Consider the following 21,866-nt stretch of genomic DNA (forward strand, 5'->3'; position numbering starts at 1 on the left):
TCAATGCGGTTCCTATGACTCAGGCCGCGTAAGTCATGGAATTTTCACCAGTTGCTGTAGGAAAACTAGAAATTCAGGATCAGCGTCTTCAACGGCGGCTGGCCGTCGCTGGAAGGAAAATCGGCCGCCGGGCCCATTACCGAGCATTCACGCACCGGCCGCCCGGCTTTCTCGGCGCAGCGCAACACTTGATCACGCCAGTCGTCGAGGCTGACCTTAGCCAAATTGTTACAGCAGACCAGTACACCGCTGTCGGCCGTGGCCAGGATCGCGGGCTTGAGCAGACTCTGGTAGTCGCGCAGCAGATCGACCGTACCGAACGCACTCTTTGCCCAGGCGGGCGGGTCCAGAAAGACCAGATCGTACTGGCGTTGTTGCAGGCGCGGGTAGGCTGGCAGCTTCTGCCCGCGACGCGGGGTGATGGGCAAGCCCGCCAGTTGGCGGATGGCGGGAAAGTAATCCGACTGGATGAATTGCATGGGCGCAAGGTCGGGGTTCAGTGCACCGTTCTCGGCGCCGACTGCCAGGTTGCCTTCGGCAAAATCCAGGTTGCACACCTCGCGGGCGCCGCCTGCTGCTGCGCTCAGGCCCACGCCGCAGGTGTAGGCGAACAGGTTCAATACGCTTTTGCCAGCACTGTGTCGCTTGACCCAGCCGCGCGCGTTGCGCAGGTCGAGAAACAGCAACGGGTCCTGCCCGGGATGCCGTCCGCGCACGCGATAATTCAAGCCCCATTCGTGTCCGATCATGTCGGCCAGCGCCGCGTCTTCGGCACGATACACCGTGTCTTCCCGATCGATCCGCGAGTTACCCCGCGAACGGTCGTTGTACACCAGCAGCAGCGGCGTCTGCAGGTGTTGCTCGACGGCGCCGTGCAGGGCCAGCAGATCTTCGCGTGTCAGCGTCTGATGGAAGCTTTGGATGAGCAATTGCGGACCGTAGCGGTCGACGGTCAAGCCACCGGCGCCTTCCTGGCTGCCATGGAACAGGCGATAGCAATCAGTGCCCTGTTCATGCAGTTGTTCGAGCAGCGAGGAGCGGACGTCGAGGGCGGCGCGCAGCGCCTGGATCAAAGCGGACATGCACGGAGCCTGACGCAAAAAGAAGGGAGGCAATTCTACATCAATTGCCCGGTGCAACGGGGTATCGAACCACCGCGACGCTGGCTTGCAGCGCCGCGGGATATTCAGGGTCAGCCGCGATGACGACCGCGGAAATAGTTGATCAGGCCCTGGGTAGAGGCATCTTCGGCCAGCGATTCGTTTTCACCGATCAGGCGCTGGTAGACACCCTTGCCCAGCTCCTTGCCCAGTTCCACGCCCCACTGATCGAAAGCATTGATTCCCCACAGCACGCTCTGCACGAACACCTTGTGCTCATACATGGCTACCAGGGCGCCGAGGCGACGCGGGCTGATGCGCTCGACCACCAAGGTGTTGCTCGGACGGTTGCCGGGAATGACCTTGTGCGGGGCCAGCTTCTGCACCTCGTCTTCGGCCATGCCGCGCTCGCGCAGTTCGGCTTCGGACTCGCTGCGGCTCTTGCCCAGCATCAGCGCCTGGCTCTGCGACAGGCAGTTGGCGAACAGCCACTGGTGATGATCGGCGACCGGATTGAAACTCACCACCGGGACGATGAAGTCGGCCGGGATCATGTGGGTGCCTTGGTGCAGCAACTGGTGATAGGCATGCTGGCCGTTGCAGCCGACGCCACCCCAGATCACCGGGCCGGTATCGATGTTCACCGGCGTGCCGTCCTGGCGCACGCTCTTGCCGTTGGACTCCATGTCCAACTGCTGCAGGTGTTTGGTGATGTTGCGCAAATAATGGTCGTACGGCAGGATCGCGTGGCTCTTGGCATCCCAGAAATTGCCGTACCAGACCCCCAGCAAGGCCAGCAGCACCGGCATGTTCTGTTCGAACGGCGCCGATTGGAAGTGCTGGTCCATGGTGTAGGCGCCCGACAGCAGCTCCTTGAAGTTGGCCATGCCGATCGACATGGCAATCGGCAAGCCGATGGCCGACCACAGCGAATAACGCCCGCCGACCCAGTCCCACATCGGGAAGATGTTTTCTTCGCGGATCCCGAATTCGACGGCTGCGGCATTGTTGCTCGACACCGCGATGAAGTGGCGGTAAAGCTCGGCTTCCGAACCGCCCTGGGCCAGGTACCAGCCACGCGCAGCCTGGGCGTTCTTCAGCGTTTCCAGAGTGCTGAACGATTTCGAGGAAACGATGAACAGAGTGGTCTCGGCACGCAGCTTGGCCGACAGCTCGTGGAATTCGCTGCCATCGATGTTGGCCAGGTAGTGGCAGCGCACGCCTTTCTGGGCATACGGCAGCAAAGCTTCGGACACCAGTTCCGGGCCGAGGAAGGAGCCACCGATACCGATGTTCACCACGTCGGTGATCGGCTTCTCGGTGTAGCCACGCCACAGGCCGTCATGGATGCGCGTGACCAGCTCGGTGATCTGGTTGAGCACCTTGTGCACGTCTGGCATCACGTTGACACCGTTGACATTGAGCTTGTCGCCCACCGGGCGGCGCAATGCGGTGTGCAACGCCGGACGGCCTTCGGAAGCGTTCAGCAGTTCGCCGGCAAACATCGCCTTGATCGCGCCTTGCAGGTCCACTTCGTTGGCCAGTTGCACCAGCAGATCGCGGGTCTGCGTGTCGATCAGGTTTTTCGAATAGTCGAGGAACAGCCCGCAGGCGCTCAGGGAGAAATGCTCGAAGCGCTGAGGGTCGGCATTGAAGGCATCGCGCATGCTGAAGTCTTGCATGGCAGCGCGGTGCTGGGTTAGCGCCTGCCAAGCGGGCAGGGTGGTCACGTCATGCGGGGTTCGGTAGTACGCCATCGCTGCAAATTTCCTTTTTCTTGAACTGCCTTTGGACATTGGAACGCTCGGCCGGTTGCGTGCCTGCTGCATCGAAAGATCCAGCAGGCGGCCAGGGTGGTTGCGGGCCGCTGATCGGCTGCCAATGCACGGTTCGGACGCTGCACCACCTTAAACCGCCGCGCGCGTTCTGTCTGCGCCTAGTGAACGATGCGCGAGGGACTTTCCGGCTGTCGCGGTTCAGCTGTGTTGAGTGTCGTGATCGAGGTCCAGGTGCAGGTTGTCGATCAGTCGTGTGGTACCCAGATTCGCCGCGAGCAGAATCACCAGGTCGCGGTCTTCGGCGGTGGCCGGACGCAGGGTCACCGCATGCCGGATTTCCAGGTATTCAGGAGCGAAGCCGGCTTGGGCAATGACCTGCTTGGCATGGTCCAGCAGCAGCGGGTAATCGCGACGGCCCTGGCTTATCTGCGCCGCGACCTGGCTGAGCACCTGATACAGCAGAGGTGCCTGGGCACGCTGCTCCTGGCTCAGATACCCATTGCGCGAAGACAGCGCCAGGCCGTCTTCGGCACGCACGGTCGGCTCGCCGATGATCTGGATGGGCATATTGAGGTCGCGTACCAGCGCGCGAATCACGGCCAGTTGCTGGTAGTCCTTCTGCCCAAACACGGCAAGGTCCGGCTGGACCATGTTGAACAGCTTGCTGACCACCGTCGCCACACCTTCGAAATGGCCTGGACGACTGCTGCCGCACAAGCCCTCTGACAATTGCGGAACGCTCACTCGGGTCTGCCCGGCCATGCCATCGGGGTACATTTCCGCTGCCGATGGTGCGAACAGCAGGCTGCAGCCCGCCTGCACCAGCCGTTCCTGATCGGCCGCCAGGGTGCGCGGGTACTTGTCCAGGTCTTCGCCGGCGCCGAATTGCAACGGGTTGACGAAGATACTCGCCACGACGAAATCGACACGCTGGGTAGCCTTGGCGACCAGCGCGGCATGACCGCTGTGCAGGTTGCCCATGGTCGGCACCAGGCCGATACGCTTGCCTTCGCCACGGGCACGGGCCACGGCGGCGCGCAGTTCTCGTACGGTCTTGACGGTGTTCATGAGGCGAATCCATGTTCAGGTGCGGGGAAATCCACCGCCTTGACGGCGGCTACGTAGGCGCGCAGTGCGCCTTGAATATCGCTCTGCCCGGCCATGAAGTTTTTCACGAACCGCGGCACGCGGCCGCTCAGGGAGAGCCCGAGCATGTCGTGCAGAACCAGCACCTGGCCGTCGACCGCACTGCCGGCGCCAATGCCGATCACCGGCACTTTCACTGCCTGGGCAATATCGGCAGCCAACTCGACGGGCACGCATTCGAGCAGCAGCATGGCCGCTCCGGCCTGCTCCAAGGCGATGGCGTCGGCACGCATCTGGCGTGCCTGGATGTCCTGGCGCCCTTGCACCTTGTAGCCGCCCAGCAGGTTCACCGATTGCGGGGTCAGCCCCAGGTGGACGCAGGCTGGAATACCGCGCTCGGCCAGCAGGCGCACCGATTCGGCGAGCCAGGCGGCGCCTTCGAGCTTGACCATGTGCGCCCCGGCCTGCATCAACAGTGCACTGTTGGCCAGGGTTTGCTCGCAGGTGGAATAAGCCATGAACGGCAGGTCGGCAACGATGAAGGCCCCCTGATTGCCACGTTTCACACAGCCGACATGGTAGGCCATGTCCGCCACGGTCACCGGCAAGGTACTGTCATGCCCCTGCAGCACCATGCCCAGCGAATCCCCCACCAACAATACTTCGACGCCGGCCGCGCAGGCGGCGTGGGCGAACGTCGCGTCGTAGCAGGTCAGCATGGTGATCTTTTCGCCCTTGAGCTTGAGGCTCTGCAGGGCGGTCAGGGTGAGTTCGGGCATGAAAAGTATCCTCGGGCTGGCGCTGTGTCGACACAACATCATCTGTCGTGATGTTTGGAAACCCACTCATAAAGGTTGGTTTCGCGCCGTTTGGCACCTCGGGGGTGCAACGGGCCGCCTATAGTCGTGAGCACGACCGGGGAAGTCAATTGGGTTGACGGCTTCTACGCGAACAGAGCCTGCGAAGAGGCCTGCCTGCGCTACAGCCTCTCCAGCCCTGCAAATGGGCAGGCAGCCAGCAGCTCGCGCAGGCTGCGGCCGTCCGCCAGCATGAAGCCCTCGTCAACCACTTCGGCCAGCGGATACAGCACGAATGCACGGGCTTGAAGGTGGTAGTGCGGCACTTGCAAGCGAGGCTCGTCGATCACCCGGTCGGCATAGGTGATGATATCCAGGTCCAGGGTGCGCGGCCCCCAGCGCTCGGCACGCTCGCGGCCCTGCTCGTTCTCGATCGCCTGCAGCGCATCGAGCAGCGGCAGCGGCGCCAGCCCGGTGTCCAGGGCTGCTACGGCATTGCTGTAGCGGGGCTGGCCGGGCAGCAGTGAATCGCTGGTGTAGAACGAAGAAACCGCTGCCAGCGTGGTGTCCGGCAGTGCGGCCAAGGCCTGCAGGGCCTCATGCAGTTGCCGTTGCGGGCTGTCCAGATTGCTGCCCAGCCCGATGTGCACGCGCACCATGCTTATTCGTCGCCCTCGGCGCGCTTGCGCTTGGTGCCGGTGCGGCGACGCTTGCGTGGCGCACCTGATTCATCCTTGCCGCCCAGGTCCGCGATCATCTCGCGGCGCTGACTGTCGTTGCAGTCCTGATAGTCGGTCCACCACTCACCCAGGCCTTCGGTCTCTTCGCCGGCTTTTTCGCGAAGCAGCAGGAAGTCGTAGCCGGCGCGGAAGCGCGGATTGTCGAGCAACAGGTCGGCACGCTTGCCGCTGCGGCGCGGCAGGCGCTCCTGCATGTCCCAGATCTCGCGAATAGGGATGGTGAAGCGCTTGGGAATGGCGACACGCTGACATTGCTCGGCAACCAGCTCATGGGCCGCCTCCTGCATTGCCGGGATCGGTGGCATGCCACGGCTCTGCAGGCGCAGTACGCGTGCCGGCAACGCCGGCCAGAGCAGGGCGGCGAACAGAAAGGCCGGCGTCACTGGCTTGCCCTGTTTGATGCGCAGGTCAGTGTTGCGCAGCGCCTCGCTGATCAACGTATGGGTGTAGGTCGGCGTGTCTTCCAGCGCCTGCGTGGTCGCCGGAAACAGCGAATCGAACAGGTGAAGGTCGACCAGCATCTCGAACGTGTCGGCGGCATGGCCGGACAGGAACAGCTTGAGCACTTCCTCGAACAGGCGTGCCGACGGTATCTCGCGCAGCATCGGCGCCAGCTCGCGAATCGGCGCAGCCGTGTGCTTCTCGATGCCGAAATCCAGCTTGGCGGCAAAGCGTACGGCCCGCAGCATGCGCACCGGATCTTCCTGATAGCGCTGAGTCGGATCACCGATCAGGCGAATCAGACGGTTGCGCACGTCGTGTACGCCATTGGCGTAGTCCAGGATGCGTTCGCTGACCGGATCGTAGTACAGGGCATTGATGGTCAGGTCGCGGCGCTGGGCGTCGTCTTCCAGGGTGCCGTAGACGTTGTCGCGCAGGATGCGTCCGCTCTCGCTGCTCGAGGAGCGATGCACGTCCTGTTCGTCGTCTTCTTCCGGGTGATTGGCGCGGAACGTCGCGACCTCGATGATCTCGCGGCCGAAATGGATGTGCACGAGCTTGAAGCGTCGGCCAATCACTCGCGCATTGCGAAACTCGGCACGTACCTGTTCGGGCGTGGCGCTGGTAGCGACGTCGAAATCCTTGGGCACGATGCCCAGCATGAGGTCACGTACGCAACCGCCTACAAGATAGGCCTGGTAGCCAGCAGTCTGCAGGCGTTCGACGATGCCCACGGCGTGGCGGCTGAACTGGCTGCGCTGCAGCGAGTGTTGGCCAGCATTGAGCACTTCGGGCGTGGTACGCCGGTGCTGCGGATGACGCGCGGGAGTATTCAAAGACTTGAACAGCTTCTTCAGCATGGGATGCACTGTTTGAAGGGATTTTCGGCCATATACGAAGAACGACCGCATGATGGGCGGGGATTCTAGCATTTAGTCGAGGGATGGTGTAGGAGGCTGCGCCGGTCGGCACAAGCGGCAGGACAAAAGCCGGAAACTACAAGGGGAGCCGAAGCTCCCCAAGAAGTAGTTGCATGCTCTGTTTTTGTTTTTTGTCGGGCTTTTTGTTTTTGTTGAGTGCCCTGCCCACCGAACCTGGGTTCGGGGGTGTCTCCCTATTCGGGAGCAAGAGCAAACGGATTGCTTTGGTCGCTGTGCTGTGATGATCAATGTGATCCAACCAGTTCTGGCATCTGCTTCAAAGCAGTTGTTGTAGTTCTCTGCCTGGCTGCGGGTTTCCCCAAAAACAACGCCTCTCCAAAAGAATCAGTTAGCTGCGCCTCCGCCGTGTTGTTCTTGTTATGCGTGAGTCGATTCGTCTTGTTCTTGTTATGAGTTTGCTTGCTTGTTGTTGTTCTTGTACCAGAGATATAGCAGGTCCCATGCCAACTTTTGCAAACCCCTCAAGAACGGGGCTTTGCGAGGAGGAGGGCGGTGATCGAGGGCTGAAATTGACCCTGTATTCGTTACCGATGGAACCGTGTCTTGTTACGTCGCAGGCCTAGGGTAACAGTTTGTCACGGCTACCCGTCAACCCGCGCAAACCCGCGGGCTAGAGCTGAAACGTATCAGCTTTCGCTGGCCACGCTCGACTTGCGCCGAGGAATACCCAGGCGCTGACGACGCTCCCACAGGCACTTGCGACTGACGCCCAATTTGCGCGCCAATTCGGTCTCGGTCATGTGGTCTTGATGCTCCAGGACGAAGTGCTGGAAATAGTCTTCCAGGGAAAGATCTTCGGTAGGATCGTGGGCCGTGTTGTTCGCCCCGTTCTGCTGAGATGGCAGGCCGACGAAGTCATCGGTGTCCTGCAGGTCGGCGAGTTCGATGTCGATGCCCAGCAGTTCGGCCGATATCTCGGTGCTCTCGGTCAGGATCACCGAGCGCTCGACGGCGTTCTCCAGTTCCCGCACATTGCCGGGCCAGGAATACTGGCGGATGGCCTGTTCGGCATCGGCGGCAAAGCGCAGGTCGGTCCGCCCGATCCGTGAGCTCTGGCGAATCAGGAACGCCTTGGCAATTTCGCCGACATCGGCGCCGCGCTCGCGCAGGGGGGGCAACTTCAAGGCAATCACGTGCAGCCGGTAGTAGAGGTCTTCGCGGAACTGTCCCAGCTTGGCCAGGCTTTTCAGGTCCCGGTGGGTTGCGGCAATCAGGCGAACGTCGACTTTCTGCGACTGCACCGAGCCTACGCGGCGAATCTCGCCTTCCTGCAGAACCCTGAGCAAGCGCGCCTGGGCCTCGAGAGGCAACTCGCCGATCTCGTCGAGAAACAGCGTTCCGCCATCGGCAGCCTCGACCAGCCCGGCGCGCCCGGCGCTGGCGCCGGTGAAGGCACCTTTCTCGTGACCGAACAGTTCGGATTCGATCAGGGTTTCCGGGATCGCCGCACAGTTCACCGAGATCATCGGTGCCTTCGCGCGCCGGGACAGGTTGTGCAGTGCCCGCGCCACCAGCTCCTTGCCGGTGCCGGACTCACCCTGGATCAGTACGTTGGAATCGGTCGGGGCGACCTTGCGGATCTTGCTGTAGAGGTCCTGCATGGGCGGGCAGGAACCAATGATACCGATATCGCCATTGGCATTCTGCGCGGCGGGTTTTTCCGCACCGGCCTTGTTCGCCGGGCGCTCCACCGCTGCCGCGGGTGCGTTGTGACGATCGCGCAGGATACGTGCGGCGGCCTGGAGCATTTCATCGTGGTCGAAGGGCTTGGCGATATAGTCGACCGCGCCCATTTTCATCGAGTCCACTGCCGAGCGCAGGCTGGCATAGCTGGTCATGATGAGCACCGGGGTGCCCTCGCCCAGCTTGATCAATTCGGTGCCCGGTGCACCCGGCAGGCGCAGGTCGCTGATGATCAGGTCGAACGATGCGATGCTGAACCGCTCCTGCGCTTCCTGCACGGAGCCGGCCTCACTGACCTGATACTGGTTGCGTTCGAGCAGGCGACGCAGGGCAGATCGAATGATGGTTTCGTCTTCGACGATCAAAATATGCGGCATTGATTCAATTCTCTCGACGGTCTCAGTTCACAGCGGACGTCGCTTCGACATGACGCGGCAATGTCACCCGAATTCGGGTACCGCGCTGGCTCAGGGGATCGGCCGGGCTGTCGATGGTGATCTGTCCATAATGCTCTTCAACGATGGAATAGACCAGAGCGAGCCCCAGTCCGGTTCCTTCGCCCGGGTCCTTGGTAGTGAAGAACGGTTCGAATAACCGATCCATGATGTTCTTGGGAATACCGCTGCCTTCGTCCTCGACGATGAGGTCGACGGTGTGTTCGCACGCTTCGGTCTTGACCCGCACCGCGCCTCCGGCCACAGAGGCATCCCGGGCGTTGGACAACAGGTTGATCAGCACTTGGGCCAGGCGTTGTGGATCACCCACGGCCCAGTGCTCCGGATCGCACAGGTTGTAGAACTGGATCTCGAAGTTGCGCCTGTTCAGCGCCAACAGGCCGATGGCATCCTGCGCTACCTGAGCCAGGTTGACCGGCTCGTCACTGTGCTGGTGGCCGCCGGCATGGGCAAAGCTCATCAGCGACTGGACGATGCGCGACACGCGCTTGGTCTGCTCGAGAATCTGGCTGCTCAGTTCGGTGATCTCGCTGTCTTCCTCGCGCTCCTCGCGCAGGTTCTGCGCCAGGCAGGCGATGCCGGTGATCGGGTTGCCGATCTCGTGGGCAACCCCGGCCGCCAGTCGGCCGATGCTCGCCAGCCGCTCGGAGTGCACCAGCTTGTCTTCGAGCATCTGCGTTTCGGTCAGGTCCTCGACCAACACCACCAGCCCGCTGTTGCCGGGCGCGAGCGGCTCGTCGATGGCGGCCTTGTGCAGGTTCAGCCAGCGTGTCTGCCCATCCAGGGCCAGGCGTTGCTTGTGCAGGTGCTCGTCGGGCACGTTGATGAAGTCGATCAGCAGGCTGCGCCATGGCTGGCTGATGGTTACCAGGCGCGAGCCGACCACATGCTGCGCGGGCACGCCGGTCAGGTCTTCCATGGCCTTGTTCCACATCAGGATCTCCTGGTCCTTGGCCAGCGAGCAAACGCCCATGGGCAGCTCCTGCAGGGTCTGTCGATGATAGCGGCGCAAGGCATCGAGCTCGGCGGCAAGGCCGGTCAGGCGCGAGTGATAGTCTTCCAGCCGGCTTTCGATGAAATGGATGTCCTCGGTGACATAGTTCTCGCTGCCTGACTTATAGGGCAGGAACGTTTCCACCATGTCCTGCGCCACGCTGGGGCCCATCAGCCCGGACAGATTGGCTTCGATCCGGTCCCGTAGGCGCCGCAATGCGTAGGGCCTGCGCTCGTCGAAGGGCAGGTAGAGGTCGCGCAGGGCCTGTTCCACCTCGCGCTGGGCGGCCTTGGCGCCCAACGGTTTGGCCAGTTGCGTGGCGAACTCCTGGGGGGACGCGGCATGCAGTTCGCGCCGCTGCGGGCGGCGCACGTTATCCACTGCACAGGCTTCGGCAGCACTGACTTCTTCGCTGCTGGCAGCGGTGAACAGCGAGATCAGCGTGAACAGCAATACGTTGGCAGCCAGGGAAGCGATAGCTGCCATGTGCCAGCTGGTATCGTCGAGCACGTAGATCATGTTCAGGCGCGGGATGTAGAAGCCTTGCAGGTTGCCGATCAGCGGCAGCAGCATGGTCACCAGCCAGACGGCCATGCCGGCCAGCAGGCCGGCGATGAATCCGCGTCGATTGGCGGTGGGCCAGTACAGCACCGACAGCACGCCCGGCAGAAACTGCAGCGTGGCGACAAAGGCGACGATCCCCAGGTGTGCAAGGTCCTGCTTGGCGCCCAGCAGCAGGTAGAAGGCATAGCCGGCCATGATGATGGCGACGATCAGCGCCCGGCGTGTCCACTTCAGCCAGCGGTAGATGTTGCCTTCGGCCGGCGGCTGGTACAGCGGCAACACCAGATGGTTGAGCATCATGCCCGACAGCGCCAGGGTGGTGACGATGATCAGCCCGCAGGACGCGGAAAGTCCGCCTACATAAGCCAGCAGCGCCAGTGACTTGCTGTTGGCGGCAATACCGATGCCCAGGGTGAAGAACTCGGGGCTGGTCGTCGCGCCCAGGCGCAGGCCGGCCCACAGGATCAGCGGCACCGCCAGGCTCATCAGCAGCAGGAACAGCGGCAGCCCCCAACTGGCACTGACCAGCGCACGCGGATTGAGGTTTTCGGTGAAGACCATGTGGTACATGTGCGGCATGACGATCGCCGAGGCGAAGAACACCAGCAGCAGCGTGCGCCAGGGTCCCTCTTGCAGCGGCGCATGCAGCGAAGCGAGGGCCGTCTGGTTCTGCAGCAGCCATTGCTCCAGATCGTGCGGGCCGTCGAACACCCCGTACAGGGCATACAGGCCAATACCGCCCAGGGCGATCAGTTTGATCACGGATTCGAAGGCGATGGCAAACACCAGGCCTTCATGCTTCTCGCGCGTGGCGATGTGGCGTGAGCCGAAGAAGATCGTGAACAGAGTGATCAGCACGCAAAAACTCAACGCAACGTGGTTCTGCACCGGTTCGCGAGTCATGATGCCAATGGAGTCGGCCACCGCCTGGATCTGCAACGCGAGCAGGGGCAGTACGCCGACCAGCATGAACACCGTGGTCAGCGCGCCGGCCCAGGTGCTGCGAAAACGAAACGCGAAAAGGTCTGCCAACGACGACAATTGGTAGGTACGGGTGACCTTGAGTATCGGATACAACAACACCGGCGCCAGCAGGAACGCGCCGGAAACCCCCAGGTAGCAAGCCAGGAAACCATAGCCGTATTGATAGGCCAGGCCCACGGTGCCATAGAACGCCCAGGCGCTGGCATAGACACCCAGCGACAAGGTGTAGGTCAGCGGATGGCGGATGATCGCCCGCGCGATCATGCCGCGCTCGCTGACCCAGGCCACGGCGAACAGCACCAGCAGGTACGCGGCGCTGACCAGCAGCATCTGGGTAAGGCTAAAGCTCATCGGCATCACGCTGGCTCTGCAGGATAAAGGTCACCACGATCAGAATCAGCCACAGCAGGTAAGGTCGATACCACGCGCCCGTGGGCTCGATCCACCAGTCCATGATGGCGGGGGAGAACAGGTATATCCCCACCACCAGAAGCAGGACCAAACGATAGATATACATGCTGGCCTCGGGGTAGGGTAAGTGTGCGAAAACAGTGCGGCGATGGTAGCGGATCGGCGTGTCGCTGCGAAGAGCCGGGCACCAGCCGATCGCTACTCCAGCTGCGCTTCTGCCACCGTGCGCACCGGGGGAATCGCACCACTGTCCCAATGCTCCACACCCCAGCGCAACACATCGTCCACACTGCCGTGCGCCAGGTCCGCCTCGGGCCGCTGGCCCAGCGCCCGCAGGGCACGCACCAGCAGTGGCGCAGCCTGGTCCGCATCCAGGGGCGGCGATCGGTAGCTTTTGCCCAGCTTGTTGCCGTCTGGCTGGGTGATCAAGGGAACATGCAGGTATCGCGGCTGCGGCAACCCGAGCAGCTCCTGCAGATACAGATGGCGCGGCGTCGAATCGAGCAGGTCGGCACCGCGCACGATGTCGGTCACTCCCTGCCACGCATCGTCCAGCACCACCGCCAGTTGATAGGCATACAGACCGTCGCGACGACGAATGACGAAATCCCCCGACTCGCTGCCCAAATGTTGTGCATACGTTCCCTGGACACGGTCCTCGAAGCGATAGCGCAGTTCCGGGACGCGCAGGCGGATGGCTGCATCCTGCGTGGAATGTCCGGCATTGCGGCACGTGCCGGGATAGATCCCTTGGTAGGGTTCCAACTGCTTGCGTGAGCAGGTGCACGCATAGGCCAGCCCCTGCGCCAACAGGCGGTCGATCACCTGTTGATAGGCCGCATGCCGCTCGCTCTGGTAGACCACCTCGCCATCCCACTGCAACCCGTAGCGCTCAAGGGTCTTGAGGATCGCTGCCGGTGCGCCGGCGACTTCTCTGGGCGGGTCCAGGTCTTCCATGCGCAGCAACCAGCGGCCACCTGCGGCGCGCGCGTCCAGCCATGAGGCCAGGGCGGCCACCAGGGAGCCGAAATGCAGGTAGCCGCTCGGGGTCGGAGCAAAGCGACCTATATAAGGAAGGGTAGTCATGGGTGCGGGATTCTACGGGCAATACAGAAACAAAAGGGCGCCGTGGCGCCCCTTTGTCGACAGGTCACTTGCCGACCTGTTTTTCCTTGATTTCCGCCAAGGTCTTGCAGTCGATGCACAGATCGGCGGTCGGACGTGCCTCGAGACGACGAATGCCGATCTCGATGCCGCAGGATTCGCACCAGCCGTACTCTTCGTCTTCGATCAACTGCAGCGTCTTGTCGATCTTCTTGATCAACTTGCGCTCGCGATCGCGCGCGCGCAGTTCGAGGCTGAATTCCTCTTCCTGGCTGGCCCGATCGGCCGGGTCTGGAAAGTTGGCGGCTTCATCCTTCATGTGGTCGACGGTGCGATCCACTTCCTGCATCAAGTCTTGTTTCCACTTGTTCAGGATCTTGGTGAAGTGAGCACGCATCGGCGCGCCCATGTATTCCTCGCCCTTCGTCGCAACGTAGGGAGCGAAGCCGGAAAAGTTGCCAGTACTTTGTTGCTTTTCATTGGTGGGCATGAATCAACCGCCTCTCGCTCTACTAATCCATTGCGCAGGATGATCCCTCTCCGACACCCGCCGGCCCTGCGACTGCAAGCCGGCGAACTTACCAGATCGAACCAGCACGCGCTACTCCCGGTTGTCGTGCCCGGAACGCCTGCGTCGCAGGCACGATGTGGTGGGTTTCGATCGCACGTTCGGCGAAACGTTCGATGCAAAGGTTGGGTAGAATCGGCTTTTTTCCTCGTCCCAAGGAATACCCATGGCTTCGCTCTACAGCGCACGCAGTCGCGCCATCGAACCTTTTCACGTGATGGCGCTGTTGGCCCGTGCCAATGAACTGCAGAGCCAGGGTCACGACGTGATCCACCTGGAAATCGGCGAACCAGACTTCACCACGGCGGCCCCCATCGTTGCCGCCGGGCAGGCCGCATTGGCAGCTGGCCATACCCGCTACACCGCAGCGCGAGGCCTGCCGGCGCTGCGCGAGGCGATCGCCGGTTTCTATCAGCAGCGCTACGGCCTGGACATCGACCCGCAGCGCATCATGATCACCCCGGGCGGCTCGGGAGCCTTGCTGCTGGCCGCCAGCCTGCTGGTCGATCCGGGCAAGCACTGGCTCCTGGCAGACCCCGGCTACCCGTGCAATAGGCACTTTCTGCGCCTGGTCGAGGGCGCCGCGCATCTGGTGCCGGTGGGCCCCGAACAGCGCTACCAACTCAACGCCCAACTGGTGGAGCAGCACTGGGACGAGCACAGCGTCGGCGCCTTGGTGGCATCGCCTGCCAACCCTACCGGCACACTGTTGAACAAGGACGAATTGAGCGCATTGAGCCAGGCCGTCAAGTCGCGCCAGGGGCATCTGGTGGTCGACGAGATCTACCACGGCTTGACCTATGGCACGACGGCCGCCAGCGTACTTGAAGTGGATGACGACGCATTCGTCCTGAATAGTTTTTCCAAGTATTTCGGAATGACCGGATGGCGACTTGGCTGGCTGGTCGCGCCGCCCCAAGCCATTCCTGAGCTGGAAAAACTGGCGCAAAATCTGTACATCAGTGCGCCGAGCATGGCGCAACATGCAGCATTGGCCTGCTTCGAACCGGCCACGCTGGAGATCTTCGAGCAACGCCGCGAAGCCTTCGGTCACCGCCGTGACTATCTGCTGCCCGCCTTGCGTGCCTTGGGCTTTGCGATTGCGGTCGAGCCTGAGGGTGCGTTCTACCTGTATGCCGATATCAGTGCATTCAGCGACGATGCCTTCGCGTTCTGCCAGCATTTCCTGGAAACCGAGCACGTTGCTTTCACGCCCGGCCTGGATTTCGGCCGCTACAAGGCCAGCCACCATGTGCGCTTCGCCTATACCCAAAGCCTTCCCAGGTTGGAGCAGGCTGTGGCGCGCATTACCCGTGGCCTGCAGAGCTGGCGGGCGCGATGATTTTTTCGCCGGCCCTGGAGCAGGGGCGCCTGATCCAGCGCTACAAGCGGTTTCTGGCCGACATCGAACTTGAAAGCGGTGAGCGGATGACCATTCACTGCCCCAACACCGGCTCGATGCTCAACTGCATGATGCCCGGTGGCCGCGTGTGGTTCACCCGCTCCAGCGACCCCAAGCGCAAGCTTCCCGGCACGTGGGAGATCAGCGAAACACCGCAAGGTCGGCTGGCATGCATCAATACCGCGCGGGCCAACGCCTTGGTCGAGGAGGCATTGCACGCAGGTCGCATACCGGAGCTTGCCGGCTTCGTTGCGCTCAAGCGCGAAGTACCCTATGGCCAGGAGCGCAGCCGTATCGACTTCAGGCTGGACTATCCCGGCGCGTCTGCATGGGTCGAAGTAAAGAGTGTGACCCTGGGCTTTGCCGGCAGTCGCATTGCAGCGTTTCCCGACGCTGTCACCCAGCGCGGCGCGAAGCACTTGCGCGAGCTGGCCGTACTGGCGCGCAGCGGAGTGCGGGCCGTGCAGTTGTACTGCGTCAACCTCGACGGTGTGGATGCTGTACGCCCCGCCACCGAGATAGACGCAGGCTACGCATTGGCATTGCGCCAGGCAGTGGAGGCTGGTGTTGAAGTACTGGCTTATGGGGTGCATCTGGATACGCACGAGATTGTCATCGACCATCGCTTGCCGGTGATCCTGCAAGGCTGAGTGGGCGAGGTGCTGCAAAAGTCGAGGCAAAAAAAGACCCGGCAAAGTGCCGGGTCAATAACCGTGATTAGCCTGATGAGGAGACATCTGAAAGTCCGAACCAAGGGCCTTCCAGAGATCACCAGTCTCGCGACTGGATGTGATAATCATAACGATTCTCATTTAAGAGTCAAGCGCTACGTGCAATTATTTCATCCGCCTGCGGACCCTCGGTCTAGAGCCTGCGAGGGGGCGACAGGGCTTCGACCTGGCTATTGAGACTGTTTTTCCGTTCGCACGACAGCTCACTCCAATGCACATTGCGCAACGCCCCTTCGATGGCATAGAGAAGCACTTTCGAGGCGCGGAAGCCGCGCTGCTTCACCGCGCAGTACGCCTGCACGGCACCTGCCCGGCGCAGGTCGGAAGCACTGTGGATGCCGACGGCATGCAGCCACTGTGCGGATGTCTTGCCCAGATTCTTCAGGGCCAGAAGTTCATCGGTCATCAAACCTCCTGGCCTCGGCCAAGGAATGAGCGGGGGGCGATGAAGCAGTTGCCAATCTGGCAGTGTAGCGGTGGCAGAGCGGCCTGCCGAATGGCCGATCTGCCTTCCGGGTCTGGCTGTATGTTACAGCCCTGGCAGGCGTTGCCGGATCTGCTTGACCAGCTTGTCCAGGCTGCCGCTTTCGTTGGTTTCCACGTGGCGAGTCTGCAGCAGCTCGGCTTCGCTCAACGGCTCGCGGCCGGCCTGCTGAGCGTCGATCACTGCCTGGGTAGCATCCGAAGGATCGTCGGCCTGTGCCTGGCGCTGCTGCAGCCAGCTGGATATCACGGCTGCGGGCGCGTTGCAGTCTAGGATCAGGAACGGCACTCCGGTGGATTCGGCGATTCGAGCTGCTGCCGCCCGTTGGTCAGCCTTGAGATAGGTCGCGTCGATCACCACCGGCAGGCCGGCGCGCAGCACGTGCTCGGCCAATGCGTGCAAGTGCAGGTAGGTCGCTTCGCTGGTGCTGGCGTCATACAGGCCCGTTTCGGCGGTCTGGGCACCGAACAGGCGTTTGCGCTCCACGTCCGAGCGCAGGCGGATGGCACCCAGCGCTTCGACCAGGCGCAGCGCGACGTGGCTCTTGCCTACGGCCGACACACCGCTGGTAACGGCCAGAAAGCGCGAAGGAATGGCGCTGTAGCTTTCCGCCAGGTTCGCGTAATTGCGGTACTGGCGCAGCGTCGTTGCACGCTGCACTCCACTGGCGTCGGGCGACATGCTGAACAGGGCCACCTTGGCCCGTACCAATGCGCGGTAGGCCTTGTAGAAGTTGAGCAGCTCCAGCCCTTGGTAATCCCCGGTCAGCTCCAGATACTGGCTGACGAAGCGCCGCGCCAGGCTTTTCAGCCCGCGGTCTTCGAGGTCCATGGCGAGGAAGGCGATATCGGCATACACATCGGTGAAACGGAAAGGCTCGTTGAACTCGATGCAGTCGAAGATCACCACTTCGCCATCAATGACGGTGGCGTTGCCCAGGTGTATGTCGCCATGGCACTCGCGGATGAACCCTTCCTGCTTGCGCAGCGCCAGCAGCGGCTCCAGGCGCACGTAGCTGCTTTGGGCCCAGGCTTGCAAGGCATCCAGCTGGGCCAGATCATCCTTTTCGGTAAGGAACGGGCGAATCTGTTCGAAGTTCTGCTCGACGGGGGCCATTGCCGCCTTCGGCGTGCCGGCCTCGTGCGCCTCCGGCACCACTGGCGCGGCCCGGTGGAAATCGGCAATCTGCCGCGCCAGCGAATCCACGTGCTCCTGGGTCAGCTCACCATTGGCCTGCAGGGTGCTCAGCAGGTTGCCGCCTTCGAATTGGCGCATCTGCAAGGCATACTCGATGGGGGCGCCTTCGCCGCCTAGTCGAGGCGTTTGCGCGCTGCCGGTGATCGGCAGAACCTGCAGATACAGGTCGGTGGTCAGGCGCTGGTTCAGTCGCAGCTCCTCGGCGCAGAAGTGGGAGCGGGCGGACAGTTCGGTGAAGTCCAGAAAGCCGAAATTCATCGGTTTCTTGATCTTGTAAGCGTAAGGCCCGGTCAGTATCACCCAGGAGATATGCGTCTCGATGACCTGGAACCCTTCTACCGGATGCGGGTACAGGGCCGGGTTTTGCAGGGCGGCGATCAGGGTCTGGCTCACAGGCGATCCTTCATTGGCAGAGGTGATTTCAAGGCGGTCATTATGGCCACTGCCACCGATGATGCAAACCGCCGACGGTCCCTGCCCGCGACAATTCAAAGTGCGTATAATCCGCCGCCATGACTCGAACCCGATCTTCCCGTACCCCCAAAAAACCTCCTTCCGGCGGCTTGCGCACCTGGCTTGGCTGGGGCCTCAAGCTGGGTCTGGTAGGCCTGGTGATCCTGGCCGGCTTTGCCGTCTACCTGGACGCCGTTGTCCAGGAAAAATTCTCTGGCAAGCGCTGGACCATTCCCGCCAAGGTCTACGCACGCCCGCTCGAGCTGTTCGTCGGTCAGAAACTGGCCAAGAATGATTTCCTCACCGAACTCGATGCGCTCGGCTACCGTCGGCAAACGACCGTCGACGGTCCCGGCACCGCCTCGGTCAGTGGCAACACGGTCGACCTCAATACCCGCGGCTTCCAGTTCTACGAAGGGCTCGAGCAGCCGCAGGCGGTGCGCGTGAAGTTTTCCGGCGACTACGTCTCCGAACTGGGTGGCGGCGCAGGCAAGAAGGTCGCGGTGGTGCGCTTGGAGCCGTTGCTGATCGGCGGCCTGTACCCGAAAAACCTGGAAGACCGCATCCTCATCAAGCTCGACCAGGTGCCGCCGTACCTGCTTGACACACTGGTCACCGTCGAAGATCGCGACTTCTACCACCATTTTGGCGTCTCGCCCAAGTCGATCGCCCGCGCCATCTGGGTCAACACGTCCTCGGGCGCCATGCGCCAGGGCGGCAGTACCCTGACTCAGCAGTTGGTCAAGAACTTCTACCTGACCAACGAGCGCAGCCTGACCCGCAAGCTGACCGAAGCGATGATGGCGGTGTTGCTGGAGCTGCACTACGACAAGGGTGAAATCCTCGAGGCCTACCTCAACGAGGTCTTCGTTGGTCAGGACGGCCAGCGCGCCGTGCATGGCTTTGGTCTTGCCAGCCAGTTCTTCTTCAGCCAACCCTTGTCCGAACTCAAGCTGCATCAGGTGGCCTTGCTGGTGGGGATGGTCAAGGGGCCGTCTTCCTACAACCCGCGGCGCAATCCGGAACGAGCGATGGAACGCCGCAACCTGGTGCTCGATCTGCTGGCCCAGCAGGGCGTGGCGACCCAGGAGGCGGTCGATGCGGCCAAGAAGATGCCCTTGGGCGTGACCAAGCGCGGCAGCCTGGCGGACAGCTCGTTCCCTGGCTTCCTCGACCTGGTCAAGCGCCAGCTGCGCGACGACTACCGCGACGAGGACTTGACCGAAGAAGGCCTGCGCATCTTCACCAGTTTCGACCCTATCCTGCAGACCAAAGCCGAATCGTCCGTGACCGATACCTTCAAGCGCCTGGCCGGGCGCAAGGGCTCGGACGAGGTCGAGGCAGCCATGGTCGTCACCAACCCTGAAAGCGGTGAGGTCCAGGCGCTGGTCGGCAGCCGCGTACCGGGTTTTGCCGGCTTCAACCGCGCGCTCGACGCCGTACGCCCGATCGGCTCGCTGATCAAGCCTGCGGTGTACCTGACCGCGCTGGAGCAGCCGAGCAAATACACCCTGACCAGTTGGGTGCAGGACGTACCGTTCTCGGTCAAGGGTGCGGACGGCCAGATCTGGAAGCCACAGAACTACGAACGTACCTCCAATGGCACGGTGTTCCTGTATCAAGGCCTGGCCCATTCCTACAACCTGTCGACGGCTCGATTGGGTCTGGAACTGGGCGTGCCCAATGTGCTCAAGACCCTCGGCGAACTGGGCGTGCAGGTCGACTGGCCAGCCTACCCGTCGATGTTGCTCGGTGCCGGTGGCTTGTCGCCCATGCAAGTGGCAACCATGTACCAAACCCTGGCCAACGGCGGTTTCAACACGCCTATGCGTGGCATTCGCAGTGTCCTCACGGCCGAAGGCGAACCGCTCAAGCGCTACCCGTTCCAGATTCAGCAGCGCTTCGATCCTGCCTCCATCTACCTGATCCAGAACGCCATGCAGCGCGTAATGCGCGAAGGGACCGGACGTTCGGTCTACAACGTGCTGCCGAGCAGCCTGAACCTGGCCGGCAAGACCGGCACCAGCAACGACTCGCGCGACAGCTGGTTCGCCGGCTTCAGCCAGGACGTGCTGGCCGTGGTCTGGCTGGGCCGTGACGACAATGGCAAGACGCCGTTCACCGGTGCCACTGGTGCGCTGCAGGTCTGGACCAGCTTCATGAAGAAAGCCGATCCCTTGCCTTTGGATACGCCGGTGCCGGAAAACGTGGTGCAGGCCTGGATCGACGCCAAGACCGGACAGGGCTCGGATGCCAGCTGCCCCAACGCTGTGCAGATGCCGTATATTCGTGGCAGCGAACCGACGCCAGGCACCGCATGCGGCGGTGCCAATCCGGCGGCCGACGATTCGGTGATGGACTGGGTCAAAGGCTGGTTGAACTAAGCAAAGGGGAATGAAGTGAACAAGTGGTGGTTTCCTGCCTTGACGGCATTGGCTTTGCTCAACGGTTGCGCCAGCGTGGAGCGTGGCTCCATTCCAGTGGTCGATTCCGGCTCTGCGGTCACCAATGGCGAACGCGTGTCGCGTACCGGCGGCTTCCGCCAGACCACCGTGGTCCGGCCCAAGGCGCAGGCCCAGGCGATCACCGAAGATTCCGGCGTGGTGGTCATGGTTCCGCAGGGTGCAGGCTCGCAGCCGATCCAGAGCTTTCCGGCGCCGGGCAACAGCGCGCCGATCAGCACCGGCCCGATCACACCAGGCCCGATCGTCCCTGGCCCAAGCAGCTCGGCCCCGGCCTATGCCCCGCCGGCGCCCAGCACGACCTACAACATGCCGGCCAGCGCTCCTAGCGGGATTCCGCGTGCCAGCGGCAACAGCGCCGGCCTGTCCGCCGATGAGCAGTTGGACGGGCCGGTGCTTGCCCTGTTGACCACGGCCCAGCAACAGCAGGGCGGTGGCGACTTGAACGGCGCGTCATCGAGCCTGGAGCGTGCACAGCGGATCGCACCGCGCGAACCGCAGGTTCTGTACAAGCTGGCTCAGGTGCGCCTGGCCCAGGGTGATGCGGCCCAGGCCGAGCAACTGGCCCGTCGGGCGCTGACCTATGCCAATGGCCGTCCGGATCTGCAGGCGAGCCTGTGGAACACCATTGCCCAGTCGCGCGACAAGCAGGGTGATGCCGCCGGGGCCAATCTGGCCCGTCAGAAAGCCAAGAGCGCGTCTTGATGGATAATCGTTTCCTGGCGATTGCCGAACACCTGCTGTTGATCGAACGCGAGCTGCGCCAGCAGGGGTGGTGGCAGGACGTGCCACCCAGCGCCGAAGCGCTGGCCAGTGTCGAGCCGTTCAGCGTGGACACACTGGATTTCGATCAGTGGCTGCAGTGGATCTTCCTGCCGCGCATGAAAACCATCATCGAGCAGGACCTGCCATTGCCCAATGCGTCGGGCATCCTGGCCATGGCCGAAATGGTCTATGCCGATCGCGCCGAGCAGAGCCGCGGCCTGCGCGCCAGCCTGGCGCGCTTCGACGAACTGATCGGGCAGGTGCGCTAGCCCTTCACGTGCATTGCTCGTCGATCACCTTGCGCACTTCCTCGATTCTCGCCTGACGCTCCTGCTCTGTCAGGCGCTTGACCTCGCCGTTGACCTGTTGAAGCACCCGCGGATTGTTCTTCAGCTGCGCCAGGTTGGTCCTGACGCCCGTACAGAATTCGTTACGCCGCGCTGCCTCGTCGGCAACCTGCGATTTCACCTTGCGGTCGATCCTGCGTTGCTCGGCTTCGCCACTGGCTTTCATCACCGCTTCGTTGGAGATCGGCTCGGGCGGGGTCACCGGTTTCACGCCTTCGACGGCTGTCGCCTGAACACCGTTGGGCGGTCGTGCATCAAAATGCGTCACACCTTGGCTATCGACCCATTTGTAGATTTGCCCTGCCATTGCCAACGGGCACAGGGCAAGCAGCAGGATACTCACAGCAATGGTTGAACGCATGGCGCCTTCTCTGAGGGT

General features: G+C 62.5%; 19 protein-coding genes. 5 read left to right on the forward strand and 14 right to left on the reverse strand.

The features are described from left to right. Window positions 1–65: 65 nt before the first annotated feature. The 11 genes from IFT75_RS19840 to dksA form a co-directional block, all read right to left on the reverse strand. Window positions 66–1,082, reverse strand: a complete 1,017-nt coding sequence (locus IFT75_RS19840) for a class I SAM-dependent rRNA methyltransferase (protein ID WP_192056404.1) — start codon at window positions 1,080–1,082, stop codon at window positions 66–68. Between the two features lie 110 nt (window positions 1,083–1,192). Further along, window positions 1,193–2,857 carry a glucose-6-phosphate isomerase gene (pgi, locus tag IFT75_RS19845; protein WP_122480175.1) on the reverse strand — a complete coding sequence of 555 codons (1,665 nt, stop codon included), beginning with the start codon at window positions 2,855–2,857 and terminating at the stop codon, window positions 1,193–1,195. A gap of 219 nt (window positions 2,858–3,076) precedes the next feature. After that, the gene (panC, locus tag IFT75_RS19850) at window positions 3,077–3,946 is read right to left on the reverse strand and encodes a pantoate--beta-alanine ligase (protein WP_122480174.1); all 870 of its coding nucleotides are present in this window, start codon (window positions 3,944–3,946) and stop codon (window positions 3,077–3,079) included. Continuing rightward, window positions 3,943–4,743 carry a 3-methyl-2-oxobutanoate hydroxymethyltransferase gene (gene panB, locus IFT75_RS19855; RefSeq protein WP_192056406.1) on the reverse strand — a complete coding sequence of 267 codons (801 nt, stop codon included), beginning with the start codon at window positions 4,741–4,743 and terminating at the stop codon, window positions 3,943–3,945. The genes panC and panB overlap by 4 nt, the downstream gene beginning before the upstream one ends. Window positions 4,744–4,943: 200 nt before the next feature. Continuing rightward, window positions 4,944–5,420 carry a 2-amino-4-hydroxy-6-hydroxymethyldihydropteridine diphosphokinase gene (gene folK / locus IFT75_RS19860; RefSeq protein WP_122480172.1) on the reverse strand — a complete coding sequence of 159 codons (477 nt, stop codon included), beginning with the start codon at window positions 5,418–5,420 and terminating at the stop codon, window positions 4,944–4,946. A 2-nt stretch (window positions 5,421–5,422) separates the two neighbouring features. Then, window positions 5,423–6,802, reverse strand: coding sequence for a polynucleotide adenylyltransferase PcnB (locus IFT75_RS19865; RefSeq protein WP_163007663.1), 1,380 nt, complete (start codon window positions 6,800–6,802; stop codon window positions 5,423–5,425). 707 nt (window positions 6,803–7,509) lie between these two features. After that, window positions 7,510–8,943, reverse strand: coding sequence for a sigma-54-dependent transcriptional regulator (locus IFT75_RS19870; RefSeq protein WP_192056408.1), 1,434 nt, complete (start codon window positions 8,941–8,943; stop codon window positions 7,510–7,512). Window positions 8,944–8,965: 22 nt separating this feature from the next. Next, complete coding sequence (locus tag IFT75_RS19875; RefSeq protein WP_163007662.1) at window positions 8,966–11,920, reverse strand: sensor histidine kinase; 2,955 nt, start codon at window positions 11,918–11,920, stop codon at window positions 8,966–8,968. Then, entirely contained in the window at window positions 11,904–12,080 is a 177-nt protein-coding gene (locus IFT75_RS19880) for a hypothetical protein (RefSeq protein ID WP_003250005.1), read from the reverse strand. Before IFT75_RS19880 ends, IFT75_RS19875 begins: the two co-directional genes overlap by 17 nt. Before the next feature lie 92 nt (window positions 12,081–12,172). Further along, window positions 12,173–13,060, reverse strand: a complete 888-nt coding sequence (gene gluQRS / locus IFT75_RS19885; protein ID WP_185795376.1) for a tRNA glutamyl-Q(34) synthetase GluQRS — start codon at window positions 13,058–13,060, stop codon at window positions 12,173–12,175. Between the two features lie 64 nt (window positions 13,061–13,124). Continuing rightward, window positions 13,125–13,568 carry an RNA polymerase-binding protein DksA gene (dksA, locus tag IFT75_RS19890; protein WP_122480168.1) on the reverse strand — a complete coding sequence of 148 codons (444 nt, stop codon included), beginning with the start codon at window positions 13,566–13,568 and terminating at the stop codon, window positions 13,125–13,127. Between the two features lie 244 nt (window positions 13,569–13,812). Between dksA and IFT75_RS19895 the strand changes: the two genes are divergently transcribed. Both IFT75_RS19895 and sfsA read left to right on the forward strand, forming a co-directional pair. Beyond that, the gene (locus tag IFT75_RS19895; protein ID WP_192056410.1) at window positions 13,813–14,988 is read left to right on the forward strand and encodes a pyridoxal phosphate-dependent aminotransferase; all 1,176 of its coding nucleotides are present in this window, start codon (window positions 13,813–13,815) and stop codon (window positions 14,986–14,988) included. Next, window positions 14,985–15,698, forward strand: coding sequence for a DNA/RNA nuclease SfsA (gene sfsA / locus IFT75_RS19900; protein WP_122480166.1), 714 nt, complete (start codon window positions 14,985–14,987; stop codon window positions 15,696–15,698). The genes IFT75_RS19895 and sfsA overlap by 4 nt, the downstream gene beginning before the upstream one ends. A 214-nt stretch (window positions 15,699–15,912) precedes the next feature. Here sfsA and IFT75_RS19905 read toward each other — a convergent pair whose 3' ends face one another. After that, window positions 15,913–16,185: a TfoX/Sxy family protein gene (locus tag IFT75_RS19905; protein WP_185795373.1), complete on the reverse strand. Its 273-nt coding sequence runs from the start codon at window positions 16,183–16,185 to the stop codon at window positions 15,913–15,915. Window positions 16,186–16,308: 123 nt separating this feature from the next. Then, window positions 16,309–17,853 carry an AAA family ATPase gene (locus tag IFT75_RS19910; protein ID WP_185795372.1) on the reverse strand — a complete coding sequence of 515 codons (1,545 nt, stop codon included), beginning with the start codon at window positions 17,851–17,853 and terminating at the stop codon, window positions 16,309–16,311. A gap of 119 nt (window positions 17,854–17,972) precedes the next feature. Here IFT75_RS19910 and mrcB point away from each other — a divergent pair, with 119 nt between their 5' ends. The 3 genes from mrcB to IFT75_RS19925 are packed head-to-tail and all read left to right on the forward strand — an operon-like array spanning window position 17,973 to window position 21,409. Further along, window positions 17,973–20,297 carry a penicillin-binding protein 1B gene (gene mrcB, locus IFT75_RS19915; protein WP_122480163.1) on the forward strand — a complete coding sequence of 775 codons (2,325 nt, stop codon included), beginning with the start codon at window positions 17,973–17,975 and terminating at the stop codon, window positions 20,295–20,297. Window positions 20,298–20,312: 15 nt separating this feature from the next. Further along, window positions 20,313–21,080, forward strand: a complete 768-nt coding sequence (locus IFT75_RS19920) for a hypothetical protein (protein WP_122796322.1) — start codon at window positions 20,313–20,315, stop codon at window positions 21,078–21,080. Continuing rightward, the gene (locus IFT75_RS19925; protein WP_185795370.1) at window positions 21,080–21,409 is read left to right on the forward strand and encodes a YqcC family protein; all 330 of its coding nucleotides are present in this window, start codon (window positions 21,080–21,082) and stop codon (window positions 21,407–21,409) included. The genes IFT75_RS19920 and IFT75_RS19925 overlap by 1 nt, the downstream gene beginning before the upstream one ends. 4 nt (window positions 21,410–21,413) lie before the next feature. On the opposite strand, the gene IFT75_RS19930 is transcribed toward IFT75_RS19925, so the two are convergent. After that, a complete protein-coding gene (locus tag IFT75_RS19930) occupies window positions 21,414–21,848 on the reverse strand; it encodes a DUF4124 domain-containing protein (RefSeq protein ID WP_192056412.1) in 435 nt (144 codons plus the stop codon). Window positions 21,849–21,866: the final 18 nt, after the last annotated feature.

The sequence above is a fragment of the Pseudomonas sp. CFBP 8758 genome (genome assembly GCF_014841725.1).
Taxonomy (GTDB): Bacteria; Pseudomonadota; Gammaproteobacteria; order Pseudomonadales; family Pseudomonadaceae; genus Aquipseudomonas; species Aquipseudomonas baltica.

Coding starts and splice junctions, on each gene's coding strand:
- IFT75_RS19875 (WP_163007662.1), bottom strand. CDS start 11,920: ATGCCGATGAGCTTTAGCCTTACCCAGATGCTGCTGGTCAGCGCCGCG.
- mrcB (WP_122480163.1), top strand. CDS start 17,973: ATGACTCGAACCCGATCTTCCCGTACCCCCAAAAAACCTCCTTCCGGC.
- IFT75_RS19895 (WP_192056410.1), top strand. CDS start 13,813: ATGGCTTCGCTCTACAGCGCACGCAGTCGCGCCATCGAACCTTTTCAC.
- sfsA (WP_122480166.1), top strand. CDS start 14,985: ATGATTTTTTCGCCGGCCCTGGAGCAGGGGCGCCTGATCCAGCGCTAC.
- IFT75_RS19925 (WP_185795370.1), top strand. CDS start 21,080: ATGGATAATCGTTTCCTGGCGATTGCCGAACACCTGCTGTTGATCGAA.
- IFT75_RS19880 (WP_003250005.1), bottom strand. CDS start 12,080: ATGTATATCTATCGTTTGGTCCTGCTTCTGGTGGTGGGGATATACCTG.
- panC (WP_122480174.1), bottom strand. CDS start 3,946: ATGAACACCGTCAAGACCGTACGAGAACTGCGCGCCGCCGTGGCCCGT.
- IFT75_RS19865 (WP_163007663.1), bottom strand. CDS start 6,802: ATGCTGAAGAAGCTGTTCAAGTCTTTGAATACTCCCGCGCGTCATCCG.
- panB (WP_192056406.1), bottom strand. CDS start 4,743: ATGCCCGAACTCACCCTGACCGCCCTGCAGAGCCTCAAGCTCAAGGGC.
- IFT75_RS19930 (WP_192056412.1), bottom strand. CDS start 21,848: ATGCGTTCAACCATTGCTGTGAGTATCCTGCTGCTTGCCCTGTGCCCG.
- pgi (WP_122480175.1), bottom strand. CDS start 2,857: ATGGCGTACTACCGAACCCCGCATGACGTGACCACCCTGCCCGCTTGG.
- IFT75_RS19870 (WP_192056408.1), bottom strand. CDS start 8,943: ATGCCGCATATTTTGATCGTCGAAGACGAAACCATCATTCGATCTGCC.
- dksA (WP_122480168.1), bottom strand. CDS start 13,568: ATGCCCACCAATGAAAAGCAACAAAGTACTGGCAACTTTTCCGGCTTC.
- folK (WP_122480172.1), bottom strand. CDS start 5,420: ATGGTGCGCGTGCACATCGGGCTGGGCAGCAATCTGGACAGCCCGCAA.
- gluQRS (WP_185795376.1), bottom strand. CDS start 13,060: ATGACTACCCTTCCTTATATAGGTCGCTTTGCTCCGACCCCGAGCGGC.
- IFT75_RS19840 (WP_192056404.1), bottom strand. CDS start 1,082: ATGTCCGCTTTGATCCAGGCGCTGCGCGCCGCCCTCGACGTCCGCTCC.
- IFT75_RS19905 (WP_185795373.1), bottom strand. CDS start 16,185: ATGACCGATGAACTTCTGGCCCTGAAGAATCTGGGCAAGACATCCGCA.